The 15,531-nt window shown below is 51.8% G+C and carries 9 protein-coding genes; 3 read left to right on the top strand and 6 right to left on the bottom strand.

The features are described from left to right. Positions 1-132 precede the first annotated feature (132 nt). From gltB to hemE, 3 genes are all read left to right on the top strand, one after another. Positions 133-4,590: a glutamate synthase large subunit gene (gene gltB / locus J7439_RS01810; RefSeq protein WP_286198129.1), complete on the top strand. Its 4,458-nt coding sequence runs from the start codon at positions 133-135 to the stop codon at positions 4,588-4,590. Positions 4,591-4,659: 69 nt separating this feature from the next. Then, positions 4,660-6,120 carry a glutamate synthase small subunit GltD family protein gene (locus tag J7439_RS01805; RefSeq protein ID WP_209199977.1) on the top strand — a complete coding sequence of 487 codons (1,461 nt, stop codon included), beginning with the start codon at positions 4,660-4,662 and terminating at the stop codon, positions 6,118-6,120. Positions 6,121-6,234: 114 nt separating this feature from the next. Continuing rightward, entirely contained in the window at positions 6,235-7,305 is a 1,071-nt protein-coding gene (gene hemE / locus J7439_RS01800; protein WP_209199976.1) for a uroporphyrinogen decarboxylase, read from the top strand. Here hemE and J7439_RS01795 read toward each other — a convergent pair. The 6 genes from J7439_RS01795 to J7439_RS01770 all read right to left on the bottom strand — a co-directional run bounded on the left by J7439_RS01795 (position 7,290) and on the right by J7439_RS01770 (position 15,394). Then, complete coding sequence (locus J7439_RS01795) at positions 7,290-9,653, bottom strand: response regulator (RefSeq protein ID WP_209199975.1); 2,364 nt, start codon at positions 9,651-9,653, stop codon at positions 7,290-7,292. The genes hemE and J7439_RS01795 overlap by 16 nt on opposite strands. 245 nt (positions 9,654-9,898) lie before the next feature. Next, complete coding sequence (gene purD, locus J7439_RS01790; RefSeq protein WP_209199974.1) at positions 9,899-11,179, bottom strand: phosphoribosylamine--glycine ligase; 1,281 nt, start codon at positions 11,177-11,179, stop codon at positions 9,899-9,901. Positions 11,180-11,306: 127 nt separating this feature from the next. Beyond that, entirely contained in the window at positions 11,307-12,890 is a 1,584-nt protein-coding gene (gene purH / locus J7439_RS01785; RefSeq protein WP_209199973.1) for a bifunctional phosphoribosylaminoimidazolecarboxamide formyltransferase/IMP cyclohydrolase, read from the bottom strand. 151 nt (positions 12,891-13,041) lie between these two features. Beyond that, positions 13,042-13,356, bottom strand: a complete 315-nt coding sequence (gene fis, locus J7439_RS01780) for a DNA-binding transcriptional regulator Fis (RefSeq protein ID WP_209199972.1) — start codon at positions 13,354-13,356, stop codon at positions 13,042-13,044. After that, on the bottom strand, positions 13,353-14,333 hold the full coding sequence (gene dusB, locus J7439_RS01775) for a tRNA dihydrouridine synthase DusB (protein ID WP_502950401.1): 981 nt from the start codon (positions 14,331-14,333) through the stop codon (positions 13,353-13,355). The genes fis and dusB overlap by 4 nt, the downstream gene beginning before the upstream one ends. Positions 14,334-14,824: 491 nt before the next feature. Continuing rightward, positions 14,825-15,394, bottom strand: a complete 570-nt coding sequence (locus J7439_RS01770) for an ATP-dependent zinc protease family protein (RefSeq protein ID WP_209199971.1) — start codon at positions 15,392-15,394, stop codon at positions 14,825-14,827. Between the last annotated feature and the right edge of the window lie 137 nt (positions 15,395-15,531).

The raw sequence follows: 15,531 nt of genomic DNA, 5'->3' as shown, positions 1-15,531 counted from the left end.
GAACATGAAGCCTTCCGGATAGGAGTCAACTTCAAGGTGGAAGCGGGCTCCGGGAAAGTCGGGATGACTTTTGGTTAAGGCGAGGCGAGCCAGAAAAATAATGGGTTGATGAGGTTGGTAGAGAAAGTGCCTATGAAAGCAGGTCTGTATAATCCCGGGGAGTTTCGGGATAACTGTGGTTTCGGGCTCATTGCCCAGATGGAAGGTAAGAAAAGTCACCACCTTCTGAAAACGGCGATTGAAGCACTGACCTGTATGACTCACCGTGGCGGTATTGCTGCCGACGGTAAAACAGGCGACGGCTGTGGCCTGTTGATTCAAACACCGGATACTTTTTTCCGAACGGTTGCGAAAGAAAAGTTTGGCTGCGAGCTGCCCGGACAATATGCCGTGGGGATGGTCTTTCTCAACACGGATAAAGCCCGGGCGGGGAAAGGCAAAAAAACGCTTGAGAAAGAGTTGCAGAAGCAGCGGCTCAACGTGGTAGGCTGGCGCCAGGTTCCTGTTAATGTTGACTGCCTTGGCCCCATCGCCAAAGACCTGCTGCCGGGCATTGAACAGATTTTTGTTACCCCCGAAGGTGAGCTTGACGAGAAAGAGTTTAATGCCAGGCTCTACATGGCTCGCCGTTACACCAATATGGCGATGGCGGAAGACCAGGATTACTATATCTGCTCACTGTCGCCCAGGGTCATCACCTATAAAGGTTTGATGATGCCGGTGGACCTGCCAACGTTTTATCCGGACCTTGGCGATACCCGCTTTGAAACCGCCATCTGTGTATTTCATCAGCGGTTTTCTACCAATACCATGCCGCGCTGGCAGCTGGCCCAGCCATTCCGCATGCTGGCTCACAATGGTGAAATCAATACCATCACCGGTAACCGCAACTGGGCAGAGGCCCGTCGTCAGAAGTTCCAGTCACCGTTGCTGCCAACGCTTGATGATATTTCTCCCCTGGTGAATCGCACCGGCTCTGATTCATCCAGCCTGGACAACATGATGGAGGTGCTGGTCGCTGGTGGTGTGGATCTTTACCGTGCCATTCGCATGCTGGTTCCGCCCGCATGGCAGAATGTCGACACCATGGATCCGGACCTCAGGGCATTCTATGAATACAGTTCCATGCATATGGAGCCCTGGGACGGCCCTGCCGGCCTGGTTATTACCGATGGCCGCAACGCCGTCTGTGCCCTGGACCGTAACGGCCTGCGCCCGTCACGCTGGGTTATTACCAGAAACGGTTATTTGACTGTGGCTTCAGAGGTTGGCGTTCATGGCTATAAGCCTGAAGATGTGGTTGCCAAAGGCCGGGTTGGGCCGGGAGAAGTTCTGGCGATTGATACCGAAACAGGCGAACTGCACCAGGCCCATGATATTGATGACAAACTGAAAGTCCGTCAGCCCTACAAAAAGTGGCTGAAGCAGAACGCCTATCGTATCCGTTCTCACTTCAGTGAAGATGATTACAAGGTTGACCACCTGTCTCCTGAACAGCTAAACGTCTATCAGAAGATGTTTATGGTCACCTTTGAGGAACGTGATCAGGTGATCCGTCCACTGGTGGAGTCTGGCCAGGAAGCGGTTGGTTCTATGGGCGACGATACGCCAATGGCCGTGCTCTCTGGCAGAACCCGGACGGTCTATGATTACTTCCGCCAGCAGTTTGCCCAGGTAACCAACCCACCCATTGATCCGCTGCGTGAAGCGATCGTTATGTCGCTGGAAACCTGCCTGGGTCGTGAGTTGAACCTGTTTGAAGAAACACCGGAGCACGCTGCCCGGGTCATTCTCAAGTCACCTGTACTGTCCACTGCGAAATTCCTGGACCTGATGAGTGTTCGTCATCAGCATAAGTCCTTTGAGCCAGCCACCATCAACCTGACTTACGACCCGTCTATTGGTCTTGAGCAGGCGGTGTTGAATATCTGTGACCAGGCGGAACAAGCGGTGCAATCTGGCAAGGTGTTAATTTGCCTTTCTGACCGCCATATCGATCAGGGGCTGCTGCCAGTGCCAGCGGCTATGGCGACGGGTGCCGTGCATCACCGGTTGATTGGCAAAGGCCTGCGTTCTGAGTCCAATATTATTGTTGAAACCGCGTCTGCCCGTGACTCCCACCAGTTTGCGGTGCTGATCGGGTTTGGTGCCACCGCCGTATACCCTTATCTGGCCTATGAAATCATTAATGACCAGATTCGCTCCGGTGAGGTAATGACCGATCCCCGGGAAGCGTACAAGGCTTATCGTAAAGGCATTGGAAAAGGGTTAATGAAGATCCTTTCTAAAATGGGAATCTCTACCATTGCCTCTTATCGGGGAGCGCAGCTGTTTGAAGCCGTGGGTCTTGCCAGAGAGATTGTCGATCTGTGCTTCTGCGGTGTTCAAAGCCGTATTCAGGGTGCCCGCTTCGAAGACTTCCATTATGAACTGGGCCTGCTGGCCGAAACGGCCTGGAAAGCCCGTAAGCCAATTCAGCAGGGTGGCCTGTTGAAGTATGTACACGACAGTGAGTACCACGCTTTCAATCCGGATGTGGTGCAACAGTTACAGGTTGCCGTTAAAACCGGCGACTATCAGGAGTACCGGAAATACGCCGAACTGGTCAACCAACGCCCAGTGGCTACTCTGCGTGACCTGCTGGGTCTCAAGCGCAATGATAAGGCACTTGCGATGGACGAGGTTGAATCTGTTGGTGATATCGTGCGCCGGTTTGATTCTGCGGCCATGAGTCTTGGTGCTTTGTCCCCGGAAGCTCATGAAGCTCTGGCGGAAGCGATGAACCGTCTTGGTGGTCGTTCCAACTCCGGTGAAGGAGGTGAAGATGAAGCCCGCTTCGGCACCAATCGTATGTCCAAAATCAAGCAGATTGCCTCGGGTCGTTTTGGGGTAACCCCTCACTACCTGGTGAATGCCGAAGTCCTGCAGATCAAGGTTGCCCAGGGGGCCAAGCCCGGCGAAGGTGGTCAGTTGCCCGGTGGCAAGGTAAATGAGCTGATTGCCCGTCTGCGCTACTCTGTGCCGGGAGTTACCCTGATTTCACCACCACCACACCATGATATCTATTCCATCGAGGATCTGGCTCAGCTGATTTATGACCTTAAACAGGTGAATCCCGAGGCGCTGGTTTCCGTCAAGCTGGTATCTGAACCCGGCGTCGGTACTATTGCAGCAGGCGTTGCCAAGGCCTATGCGGATCTGATCACCATTTCCGGTTATGATGGCGGTACTGCTGCAAGTCCTCTGACGTCTATTCGTTATGCCGGTTCACCATGGGAGCTGGGTCTGAGTGAAGCCCATCAAACGCTTCGGGGCAATGATCTGCGTGGTAAGGTTCGCCTGCAGACGGATGGTGGTCTCAAGACCGGTCTGGATGTGGTCAAGGCGGCCATTCTTGGTGCGGAAAGTTTTGGTTTTGGTACTACACCCATGATTGCCATGGGGTGTAAATACCTGCGTATCTGTCATCTGAATAACTGCGCTACCGGTGTGGCGACTCAGGATAAGTCACTCCGGGAAGAGCACTTCAAGGGTGATGTTGAAATGGTTATGAACTTCTTTACCTTTGTTGCTGAAGAAGTGCGTGAGTGGCTGGCCTTGCTGGGTGCCAGAACCCTTGAAGAGGTGGTCGGCCGCACTGAGTTGCTGGAGATTTTGCCGGGCCTGACGGAAAAGCAGCAGAACCTGGACCTGTCCCCGATTCTCGGCAGTGCTGATGTGCCTGCGGACAAGCCCATGACCTGTCAGGTAGATCGTAACCCACCCTACGACAAAGGTGAGTTGGCGGAAGAGATGGTTCGCCAGACGATGGATACCATCGAAAACGGAGAAGGTGGTGAGTTCAGTTTTACGGTGGGCAACTGTGATCGTTCCATCGGTGCCCGTCTATCCGGTGAGATTGCCAAACGTTACGGTAACCAGGGCATGGCGGATAATCCCCTGAAGCTGAACCTGACCGGTTCCGCGGGTCAGAGCTTTGGTGTCTGGAACGCTGGTGGTCTGGAGATGCGCCTGGAAGGGGATGCCAACGACTATGTGGGTAAGGGCATGACCGGCGGCAAGCTGGTGATCTACCCGCCGGTTGGCAGCAGTTTCGTCACCTATGAAACCTCTATCATTGGTAACACCTGTCTCTATGGTGCCACCGGTGGAACACTATACGCAGCGGGTCGTGCCGGTGAACGCCTCGGTGTTCGTAACTCTGGTGCCAATGTTGTGGTGGAAGGTGCAGGCGACCACTGTTGTGAATACATGACCGGTGGTCTGGTGACTGTACTGGGCCGGGCGGGCCATAACTTCGGTGCGGGCATGACCGGTGGTTTTGCCTACGTGCTGGATCTGGAAAGAAGTTTTGTTGATCGTTATAACCATGAATTAGTGGATATACATCGCATTGATAATGAAGCCATGGAACCTTATCAATCACACCTGCTGAGTGTCCTGGAAGACTATGTTGCCGAGACCGGCAGTGCCTGGGGACAGGAGCTGATTGATGACTTTTATGACTACAGTGGTCGTTTCTGGCTGGTGAAGCCAAAAGCTGCCAGTCTCGATACCTTGCTGGCCAGTACCCATGGTAGCCCTGAGTAATCAGGGTGTCCTCAGGGATGGCAAAAGATCAGGTATTGAACCTACGAACAGCTTTGTGAGGTCAGCGAAATGTCACAGATACCATTAAAAAATGGCAACAGCCTGAGCCAAAAAGAGAGAAGGCTGAATAACAACTTTCAGTTTGTTGATGTAGGTCGTCATGATCCGGATAAGAAAAGCCTTCGTCAGCGCAAAACAGAATTTGTGGAAATCTACCAACCGTTTGATGAACGGCAGGTAAAAAATCAGGCGCATCGTTGCCTGTCCTGTGGTAACCCATACTGTGAATGGAAGTGTCCGGTACACAACTACATTCCGGATTGGTTGAAACTGGTCTCTGAAGGTCGTCTTTTTGAAGCGGCAGACCTGTCACACCAGACCAACACACTGCCGGAAGTGTGCGGCCGGGTTTGTCCACAGGATCGCCTCTGTGAAGGTGCCTGTACGCTGAATGACGGATTTGGTGCGGTAACCATCGGGTCAACCGAGAAATACATTACTGATACAGCGCTGGCGCTCGGCTGGCGTCCGGATATGTCCAAGGTGTCCTGGACCGATAAAAAAGTGGCCATCATCGGTGCCGGACCTGCTGGTCTGGGATGTGCCGATGTGCTGGTACGCAATGGTGTGACGCCGGTTGTGTTTGATAAAAACCCGGAAATCGGTGGCTTGCTGACCTTTGGTATTCCAGAGTTCAAGCTGGAAAAACACGTTATGAGCCGTCGTCGTGAAGTGTTTACTGAAATGGGGATTGAGTTTCAGCTGAACACGGAAATCGGTAAAGACATCACCATGGACAAGTTGCTTGAGGAGTATGATGCGGTATTCATGGGTATGGGAACCTACACCTATATGAAAGGCGGCTTTCCGGGTGAGGATCTTGAGGGTGTCTATGATGCGCTGCCTTACCTGATCTCCAATGTGAACCGTAACCTCGGCTTTGAACAGGATACGGCAAACTTTATTGATATGAAGGGCAAGCGGGTGGTGGTGCTTGGTGGTGGTGATACCGCCATGGACTGTAACCGCACGGCGATTCGTCAGGGTGCCAGGTCGGTTACCTGTGCCTATCGTCGTGATGAAGAGAATATGCCGGGCTCCCGCCGGGAAGTGGCCAATGCCAAACAGGAAGGTGTGAACTTCCTGTTTAACCGCCAGCCGGTAGAAATTGTTGGTGATGGCAAGGTAGAGGGCATCCGTCTGGTAACTACTGAACTGGGCGAACCGGATGACAACGGTCGCCGCCGCCCACAGGTGGTAGAAGGCAGTGACCAGATACTGGAAGCGGATGTGGTTCTGGTGGCCTTCGGTTTTCGCCCGAGCCCGGCTGACTGGTTTGAACAGCATGATATTCAGATTGATGAAGGTGGCCGGGTGGTAGCCCCGGAAAAAGCCAGGTACAAATTCCAGACCAGTAACCCTCAGGTGTTTGCCGGTGGTGATATGGTTCGTGGCTCAGATCTGGTGGTCACCGCCATCTGGGAAGGTCGTCAGGCAGCAGATGGTATTCTTGATTATCTGGATGTCTGATTATTCACTTTTTTTTACGATAACATAGGGGCGTTTTTCCAATCCGGAAGCGCCCCTGTTTTTTCTACAGCCTGGAATACTGATGGTTCAGGCAACGCTGGTATCGGGACTTTTATGACTCCATTGAAAAATGACCGCTTTCTTCGAGCTTTGCTCAGGGAGCCAGTTGATGTAACTCCCGTCTGGATGATGCGCCAGGCCGGTCGTTATTTACCGGAATACCGGGAAACCAGGGCCCGTGCCGGTGACTTTATGGCCCTGTGCCAGAACGCAGAGTTGGCCTGTGAAGTAACTTTGCAGCCATTGGAGCGATTCCCGCTGGATGCGGCGATTCTCTTTTCCGATATTCTCACGATTCCCGATGCCATGGGCCTTGGGCTTTATTTTGAAGCCGGTGAAGGGCCGAAGTTCAAAAAGCCGGTTCGTACTGCCGCTGATGTGGCAGCGTTGACCGTGCCAGATCCGGAAAAAGACCTGGGTTATGTGATGGAGGCTGTGAGAACCATTCGGCGTGAACTCAATGGCCGGGTGCCCCTGATTGGTTTTTCCGGCAGCCCCTGGACACTGGCAACCTATATGATTGAAGGTGGCAGCAGCAAAGACTTTCGTCGTATAAAAGCGATGATGTTTGATCAGCCGGAACTGCTGAAGCAAGTGTTGAGCGTGCTTGCCGAGTCAGTGACCAGCTACCTGAATGCCCAGATAGAAGCGGGTGCCCAGGCGGTGCAGATTTTTGATACCTGGGGTGGGGTGCTCAGTCCACAGAACTATCGTGACTTCTCACTGCACTATATGGGCAGGATTGTTAAAGGCCTGAAGCGGGAAAATGAAGGCAGAAAAGTGCCGGTTATTCTCTTTACCAAAAATGGTGGGCAGTGGCTTGAAGCGATGGCCGATACCGGTGCCGATGCCCTGGGTCTGGACTGGACAACCGATATGGGTGAAGCACGACAGAGGGTAGGTAACCGGGTGGCTTTACAGGGCAATATGGACCCATCAACGCTTTATGCATCACCTGAACGTATTCGCCGGGAAGTGGCAACCGTTCTGGAAAAATTTGGCACAGGCAATGGCCATGTGTTCAATCTGGGGCATGGCATTCACCAATATGTTGAACCGGAAAAGGCGGGTGCCTTTGTCAATGCCGTACATGAACTGTCTGCCCAATATCATGCTTCCGTATAACGCTGTTGCCTGCTGTTAAGGGCCTTTATCAAGGCTCTTTGTACGGTAAACCGGGTAACCGGCTTGGTGAGAATTGAGCTGATACCCAGTTTGCTGGACTGGTACTTACTGGGAGGGTTACTGACCCCGGTGAGCATAATAATGGCTGGCAAGGGGTCAACAACCGGGTCGTCATTGATTCTTTCTGCAACCTGCAGTCCTTTCAGCCCGGGCATCTGGTGGTCAAGAATAATGATATCAAATGCCCGGTTCAGGTAAGCTTCGTTACGAATCATGGCAAGGGCTTTCAGGCCATCTTCTGCTTCAATCACCGTAATACCCAATAGTTGGCATTGCTGGCGGAGCACCTTACGACAGGTTGCGTTATCATCAGCAATCAGTACCCGCATATTTTCATACTGGTTTTGCTGAGGTATTTCATCTTGACCGGGTTGCTTATTTTCTTCTCCACAGGAGCAGGGCAAGGTAAATGAGATGATATTGGTCCGTTTACTGACCTTTCCTCCAAGCTGTCGTATAAGGCGAGTCGCAAGGTATAGATTCAGCCCTATGGCTGTCTCTGTTTTTATCTCGGATAAAGAGTGCTCACCGGATAAATGTTTTTCTGCAAGGCTGCTACCGGCAGGGTTTTTGAAACTGAACTCAAACAGCAGCTTACCAGCAGCATCTCTCTGAATAGAAAGCGCAATCTCTCCCGTTTCAGCCTGACTCAGCCCATAGAACAGAAATGCTTCCAGAATCAATGACACCCGATAGCCATCGATATGACATTCGGCGGGCATGCTTTCATCAACGAAGCAGATGATTTCAATATTCTGCTGTTCCGCGCGATACTGGAAATGATGAATCAGCTCATCCACTGTGTTGTGTATATCAACCAGTCGTGTGTCCGACGTTATTTCCTGGTTTTGAGCCTTAATGCTTGAGGCCAGTAGATTGACCAGGTTGCCCAGTTCATAACCCGCGTAGCGAAGTGTTTGCACGTAGTCTTCCTGCTTCGGGGTCAGTGGTGTGCTCAGTAACAGCTCTGACATGCCCATCACACCATTCAGTGGCGTGCGCATTTCATGGCCCAGCGACTTCATGGTCTCTTCGTCCAGCTCATTCTGGTGCTGGTTGCTATCAGTCAATTTTTCCCTGCTGAGCACTTTTCTGTCGACTCTCCCGGACAGTGACAGGAAGCCGAGGGTCAAAGCTAATGTTTGAATCAGTAGCCAGGTCGTGTTTCTGGAAGATATCCCCAATGCACCGGTTTGGTTCAGGGCGAAAATAAATTGACTGATGACGAGGGGAGCCAGCAACCAGGGTGAGATATAGAGGCGATGGGGTTTTACCAGCCAGAAAGACAGGCAGAAGCAGGCATTACCGATCAGTGTCAGTACCAGCAGATGAGTATTTAACATACTACTGTCGCTTAGTGGCAACCACAGGGCTGATACCAGGTAAATAAACGAGAAAATATTAAAGAAACGGATAAGCCGCGGCCTATGATAGCCAAAGAGGTTTATGGCCAGCTGACAGAAGGTCAGGCTGATTAACAGCAGTGATAATTTGTAGAGCCAGGCTTCTGCGGTGATGGGTATGTAAAACCAGGTACTCAGATAGCCCTGCCAGGAAGCCATAAAGACGAGTGTAAAGATAGCACCTGAAGCCAGCAGTAGATGAAAAATACGACGGTGACCAGAAAGTGACAGGCTGTTTGAAGCTTTCGATGGCTGTTTCATCGACAGGAAAAGCCAGGCATTGGCAAGAATCATTGATATCAAAAGACCGCTGATTAATCCGGTTTGCCAGAGCTTATATCGCTGCTGTTTGATCAACTGATCAAAGCTACCCAGTTTCAGACTATTGCTCAGCTCCGGATGAAACGGTGTTTTAAGGTATATCATTGCGGACTGAGCTGGTAGCAGTGTAAAGGTCGTGGTGTTGACCTGATCCAGTGGCAGTGGTTTAACGACCGTCTTGCCAGTGGCAGCGCGGATGTATTTGAGATAAAGGGTCGGCAGTTCCTGCTGCTGATAATCCACAGACAGGACGGGATGGACTATTTCTGACGTATGGTTGGTAACAGGAAAGCGTAACCAGAGGTTTTGTTGCTGTTCTTCAGCGTTGAGTAAGTTGGGCTGCCATGGGGCAAAGCGGTATTTGAACGCTCCCTCAACCAGCGCATTGATAGATAGTTGGCTAGTGTCGTCAATATAGAACTCTGTACTCGCTCCGGGTTGGAGTAAGTAGGACGATTGATTAATGTCGACATTCGCAGATGCATTCAGGGCGGAGAAAGTAAACGATAAAATAAATAACAGTGCGAATGTCCATTTTTGCCGTGTAAAGGCTTGATAAAACACTGTTGAAAATTCCGTTTTTCATATTTATTGCAGAATTATACTGAAAACTGATGGGTTGGACAGTGAATCAGTCAACGATTTACGCAATAACAGGAAATTCAGGGGATTTTCTCAAAGTATGACGAAGTGAAAGGCTTTTTTTAAACTGCAGAGGGAACAAAGCTCACGAAGAAAAAAGATAAGAAGTTTATCTTTGTGGGCTTTGTGTTCTCTGTGGTTAACAGTCTTTTGCCTGGCCTCTGTAACTATGCCTCTTCCCGGGCAATGGCTCTATGGCCGATGTCTGTACGATAGTAGACGTCTTTCCAGTCAATGGTTGTGACCGCGTTATAGGCCTGCTGTTGAGCTTCCTTCACGGTCTTGCCCAGGGCGGTCACACAGAGTACCCGGCCGCCATTGGTCAGGGTTTTGCCCTCTTCAACACGGGTTCCCGCCTGGAAGACTTTGGCATTGCTGATGTTGTCGATGCCCGTGATTTCATCACCCTTGTGGTAGGCTTCCGGGTAACCACCGGCTGCCATGACCACACCAAGGGCAGTGCGGCTGTCCCACTCAATGTCAGCCTGATCCAGCTCACCACGGGTACCGGCCAGGCACAGTTCTACCAGGCTGGACTTCAGGCGCATCAGGATGGGCTGGGTTTCCGGATCACCAAAACGACAGTTGTATTCCAGTACTTTGGGGGTGCCATCAGTATCAATCATCAATCCGGCGTAGAGGAAGCCCCGGTATGGCATGCCTTCGCTGGCCATGCCCTGTACCGTTGGGATGATGACTTCTTTCATGGCGCGATCATGAATCGCCTGCGTCACCACAGGCGCAGGAGAATACGCACCCATACCACCGGTATTCGGGCCTTTATCGCCATTGTCACGGGCCTTGTGATCCTGACTGGTGGCCAGGGGGAGAATGTTTTTGCCATCCACCATGACGATAAAACTGGCTTCTTCGCCGGTCAGAAACTCTTCAATCACCACACGGTGGCCGGCTTCACCAAAAGCATTGCCAGCCAGCATGTCGTCAATGGCAGCAAAAGCTTCCTGCTCAGTCTGGGCGAGAATCACGCCTTTACCGGCAGCAAGTCCATCAGCTTTCACCACAATAGGTGTACCCTGTTGTTTGATGTAGGCTTTGGCGGGTTCAATTTCTGTGAAGTTCTGGTAGGCGGCGGTGGGGATATTATGGCGGGCAAGAAAATCTTTGGTGAATGCCTTTGAACCTTCCAGCTGGGCCGCCGCCTGTAGTGGACCAAATATCGCCAGACCTGCTTGTTCAAACCGGTCAACAACGCCGGCCACCAGAGGTGCTTCCGGGCCGACAATGGTCAGGTCAATGCTTTCTGATTGGGCAAATTCAACCATTCTGGTGATATCCAGCACATCGATAGCAACGTTGGATACTTTGTTTTCAGAGGCGGTGCCAGCATTACCGGGAGCGACAAACACCTGTGTAACATCGTCGTCTTGAGCCGCTTTCCATGCCAGGGCATGCTCCCGCCCGCCATTTCCGATGATCAGTACTTTCATAAAGGATGTCCTTTTTTTGAACCACAGAGACCACGGAGTGTACAAAGGTTTTCTTTTTGTGATTTCTGCTTGGGAAAATTTTTTCGTGGAGGCTGAACCTGTTCTTCAGCCTTTTTGTTTTGAACCATCAATGGCGGAAATGCCGAACGCCGGTAAACACCATGGCTATGCCTGCCTGGTTGGCGGCGTCAATCACTTCCTGGTCTCGCATGGAGCCACCGGGCTGGATGACCGCAGTTATACCTGCGCTGGCTGCGGCGTCAATACCGTCCCGGAATGGGAAGAAGGCATCGGATGCCATCACGGAACCACGAACTTCCAGCCCTTCATCCGCTGCCTTGATGCCGGCAATACGGGCACTGTAGACACGGCTCATCTGGCCTGCGCCGATACCGATTGTCTGTGAGTGTCTGGCATAGACAATGGCATTGGATTTCACAAATTTCGCCACCTTCCAGGCGAACTGAAGGTCGGCCATTTCCTGTTCGGTCGGGGCGCGATCCGTCACCACTTTCAGATCAGCAGGATCAACAATACGGATATCGGAATCCTGAACCAGCAGGCCGCCATTGACACGCTTGAAATCCGGGAACGGAGTTGGCTCGGCTGACAGTTGGCCAGCGTTTAATACTCGAATGTTCTGCTTATTCTGAAGAATGGCGGCCGCTTCAACGTCCACTTCCGGAGCGATAATGACTTCCACAAACTGGCGCTCAATAATGGTACGGGCTGTGGCCATATCCAGCTTGCGGTTAAAGGCAATAATGCCGCCGAAGGCAGAGGTTGGGTCAGTTTCGTAAGCGCGGTTGTAGGCTTCAAGAATATCTGTGCCGGTTGCCACACCGCAGGGGTTGGCGTGTTTGACGATAACGCAGGCTGGCAGATCAAACGCTTTAACGCATTCCAGGGCCGCATCGGTATCGGCAATATTGTTGTAGGAAAGGGCTTTGCCCTGCAGTTGTCTGGCGCTGGAAACCGTGCCTTCAGGTGGGTTCTTTTCTGTGTAGAAGGCGGCTTTCTGGTGCGGGTTTTCACCGTAGCGCAGATCTTCCACTTTAATAAACTGGCTGTTGAAGGTGCGGGGGAAAGCTTCCGGCTCATCGTCATCGCTGTTAATGACTGTGCCCAGGTAGTTGGCAATGGCACCATCGTAGCCGGCTGTATGCTCAAATGCCTTCACGGCCAGATCAAAGCGGGTGGCCAGGTCAATCAAGCCATTATTGTCAGCCAGGCTGTCGAGTACGCACTGGTAATTGCTGGCGTTCACCACAATGGTGGTATCGCGGTAGTTCTTGGCAGCGGCCCGAACCATGGTCGGGCCGCCAATATCGATGTTCTCAATGGCGGTGGCCAGATCGCAGTCAGGGCGGGCAATGGTTTGTTCGAAGGGGTAGAGGTTGACCACAACCAGGTCGATAGGTTGGATGCCATGCTGGTCCATGACGGATTCGTCCTGACCGCTGCGGCCCAGAATACCACCATGAACCTTGGGGTGGAGGGTTTTCACCCGGCCGTCCATCATTTCCGGGAAGCCGGTATAGTCGGAGATCTCAATGGCAGGAATATCGTTCTCAACCAGCAGTGCATAAGTTCCGCCTGTGGACAGAATTTCAACCGAATGCTGTTGCAGTGTCCGGGCGAACTCAACAATTCCTGTTTTGTCGGAAACGCTAATCAGAGCCCGGCGAATCGGGCGTGTCGTGACTGCCATCGTTTCTCACTCACCGTTTGTTGGAATAAAAATTCTGGCAGATTTTAGCTGGAAATGGTGGCTATTGGCAGGGGGGGAGGGAATAAAGGGGAAATCAGTAGTGTCCGTTGTCCAGAAACTACTGATTACATTGAAAAGAGTAATGAATCAATTAAAGCAGGCCGTACTGCTTCAGCTTCTTACGCAGGGTTCCCCGGTTAAGGCCCAGTAATGTGGCCGCGCGGGTCTGGTTGCCCTTAACGTAAGCCATGACCGTTTCCAGCAGAGGCGCTTCTACTTCAGACAGCACCATCTGATAGACATCGGTGACGTCCTGCCCGTCCAGGTGGGCAAAGTAGTTATTCATGGATTTTTCCACACTGTCGCGCAGAGTCTGGGACTCCGGGATTCTCGACGCTGTGGCAAGGCTTCCCCCATGGCCATTTACTGGACGACCTTCTTCTACGATTACTTGTGTTGCCGTCATGCCGCTATGTCCTCTCCGTTACCTTTTGACTTCATTACAAAAGTCGACTCTGAAAAACGCTGAAAATACTCTCGTATGCAGGTGTGCTGTTCTTCCGAAGATTCCAGCTTATTAAAATGTCGGCGAAACTCCAGACCGGATGGCTGGTCCTGCATGTACCAGCCCACATGTTTTCTGGCAATCCGCACAGCCTGGAGCTCCTGGTAAAAAGCGCCGTAAAACTGATGGAGGGCTTCCAGGTGCCCCAAAAGGATTGCCTGAACCTCATTCTGATCCGGGGCTGCCAACCGTTCCCCGTGTTGCAGGTAGTGGTTGATCTCCCGGAATATCCAGGGACGGCCCTGGGCGGCACGGCCAATCATTAATGCGCTGGCACCGGTAACGTCCAGCACATGCCGTGCTTTCTCCGGCGAGGTGATGTCACCATTGGCAATCACCGGGATAGTCACCGCCTCAACAATGCGGGCGATGGTTTCGTACTCCGCTTCACCGTTATACATGCAGGCCCGGGTGCGGCCATGAACCGCCAGGGCGGCAATGCCACACTGTTCAGCCAGTTTGGCGACCGCAACACCGTTGCGGTTGTCCGGGTCCCAGCCGGTACGAATCTTCAGGGTCACCGGAATATCCACCGCCGCCGTTACCGCTTTCAGGATGGACTCCACCAGATCCATGTCCCGCAGCAGGGCAGAACCGGCCGCCTTGTTGCACACTTTCTTGGCAGGGCAGCCCATGTTGATGTCTATGATCTGGGCTCCAAACGCCTGGTTCAGCCTGGCCGCCTCGGCCATCTGTTCCGGATCGCCCCCGGCAATCTGTACGGAGCGTGGTTCGGACTCACAGCTGTGATCCATGCGCAGCCTGGACTTACGGGTATTCCAGAGCTTCGGGTTGCTGGTCACCATCTCCGACACCGCCATGCCTGCACCCATTTTCAGGCAGAGTTTGCGAAACGGACTGTCGGTAACGCCCGCCATGGGTGCCAGTACCACCGGGTTAACGATGGAGTAAGGACCAATCTTCAACGGTGCTGGCGCTGTGTGTTCTGACAAGAGTTGACCTGACAAAAAAGAAAGCCTCGATCTGATGGATGATGATGAAACCAACGGGTCATCATACTCTCTACATATTTCACGATAAAGTGAAATTGATCAATATTTGTTCAGCTAAAAGTGATGGATTTGCTAATGCAAAAACCATTACTCGCTTCACCTAAGGCCTTCTGGCGCAGATCAATAATAGAGCCAATGGGTTGTGCATTTTTTGATATAGGTCAGCAAGAAACGGGTTCAATGTAGGCATAAGCAATGAAATTGTACAATTTGTTGTCAGGTCGCATGAAACTGGTCGTTTTTTAGTCGTGGAAGGATTGTTTTGACGCACAAAGGGCATAAGGTAATTTTTGCACTGATGGCGCTGGGTGTTCTTGGCAGAAATCCGCCTTCCGAAATTCACCTGTTGGCTGGCATCAAGGAGAACGGCTGACCTGCAGGCAATTGTTTTTCAGAAGAAATTCCCTCGATATATCGATGATTGCCAGGTTCTTCAGGGTGTTGGTACCGAGCAGAATCGGGTTTCTGAATCTTGAACGGGAAGTCAGGCTGAAGTCGGTTCGGGTTTCTATTGGGCCAAGACGTATCTTTGCTTCAATTACCGGGCGCTTCTGTGGGATGCCATGATGGGTCTGTACCCGGGCGAAGCGTTTAAGTGGCTTGGCCATTTTTACCAGTTTACGTTTGTCTCTGGTGGTAGGGACTGTAAAGTGAACCCACAGGGTGCCATTGGTGTTTTTTCTGATTTTGATGTCTCTGGCATCCATGGAGGACAGGGTCGAGCCGGAGTCAATCAGTGCATTGATCTGAGAGGGAAATTCATCGATCTGATCAACCCTTTCTTGCAGACCAAAGAGGTAACGGTCACCGGTTTGACACTGATGTTGATTTTTTTTGGGGGCAGCGGTTACCAGTGTACCGGGTATGATTACCAGTGCCAGAATGGCACAAATGTTAAGGCATAAAGAACGGGTGGAAAACAACATTACTTCCTCCATGAAGGTACTGCACTACTAAATCCTTCTCCTTATATTTGTAGCTGTTGACGATAGATTGAGTCTGTTTAATGTGAGCTGTTAGCATTTATCGACAGTTTTGCGGCGGGTTATCCCGGTTGTTGGCA

It is taken from the genome of Salinisphaera sp. G21_0, from assembly GCF_017744115.1.
Taxonomy (GTDB): Bacteria; Pseudomonadota; Gammaproteobacteria; order Pseudomonadales; family Endozoicomonadaceae; genus Endozoicomonas.
This window is presented reverse-complemented; position numbering and strand designations above follow the sequence as displayed.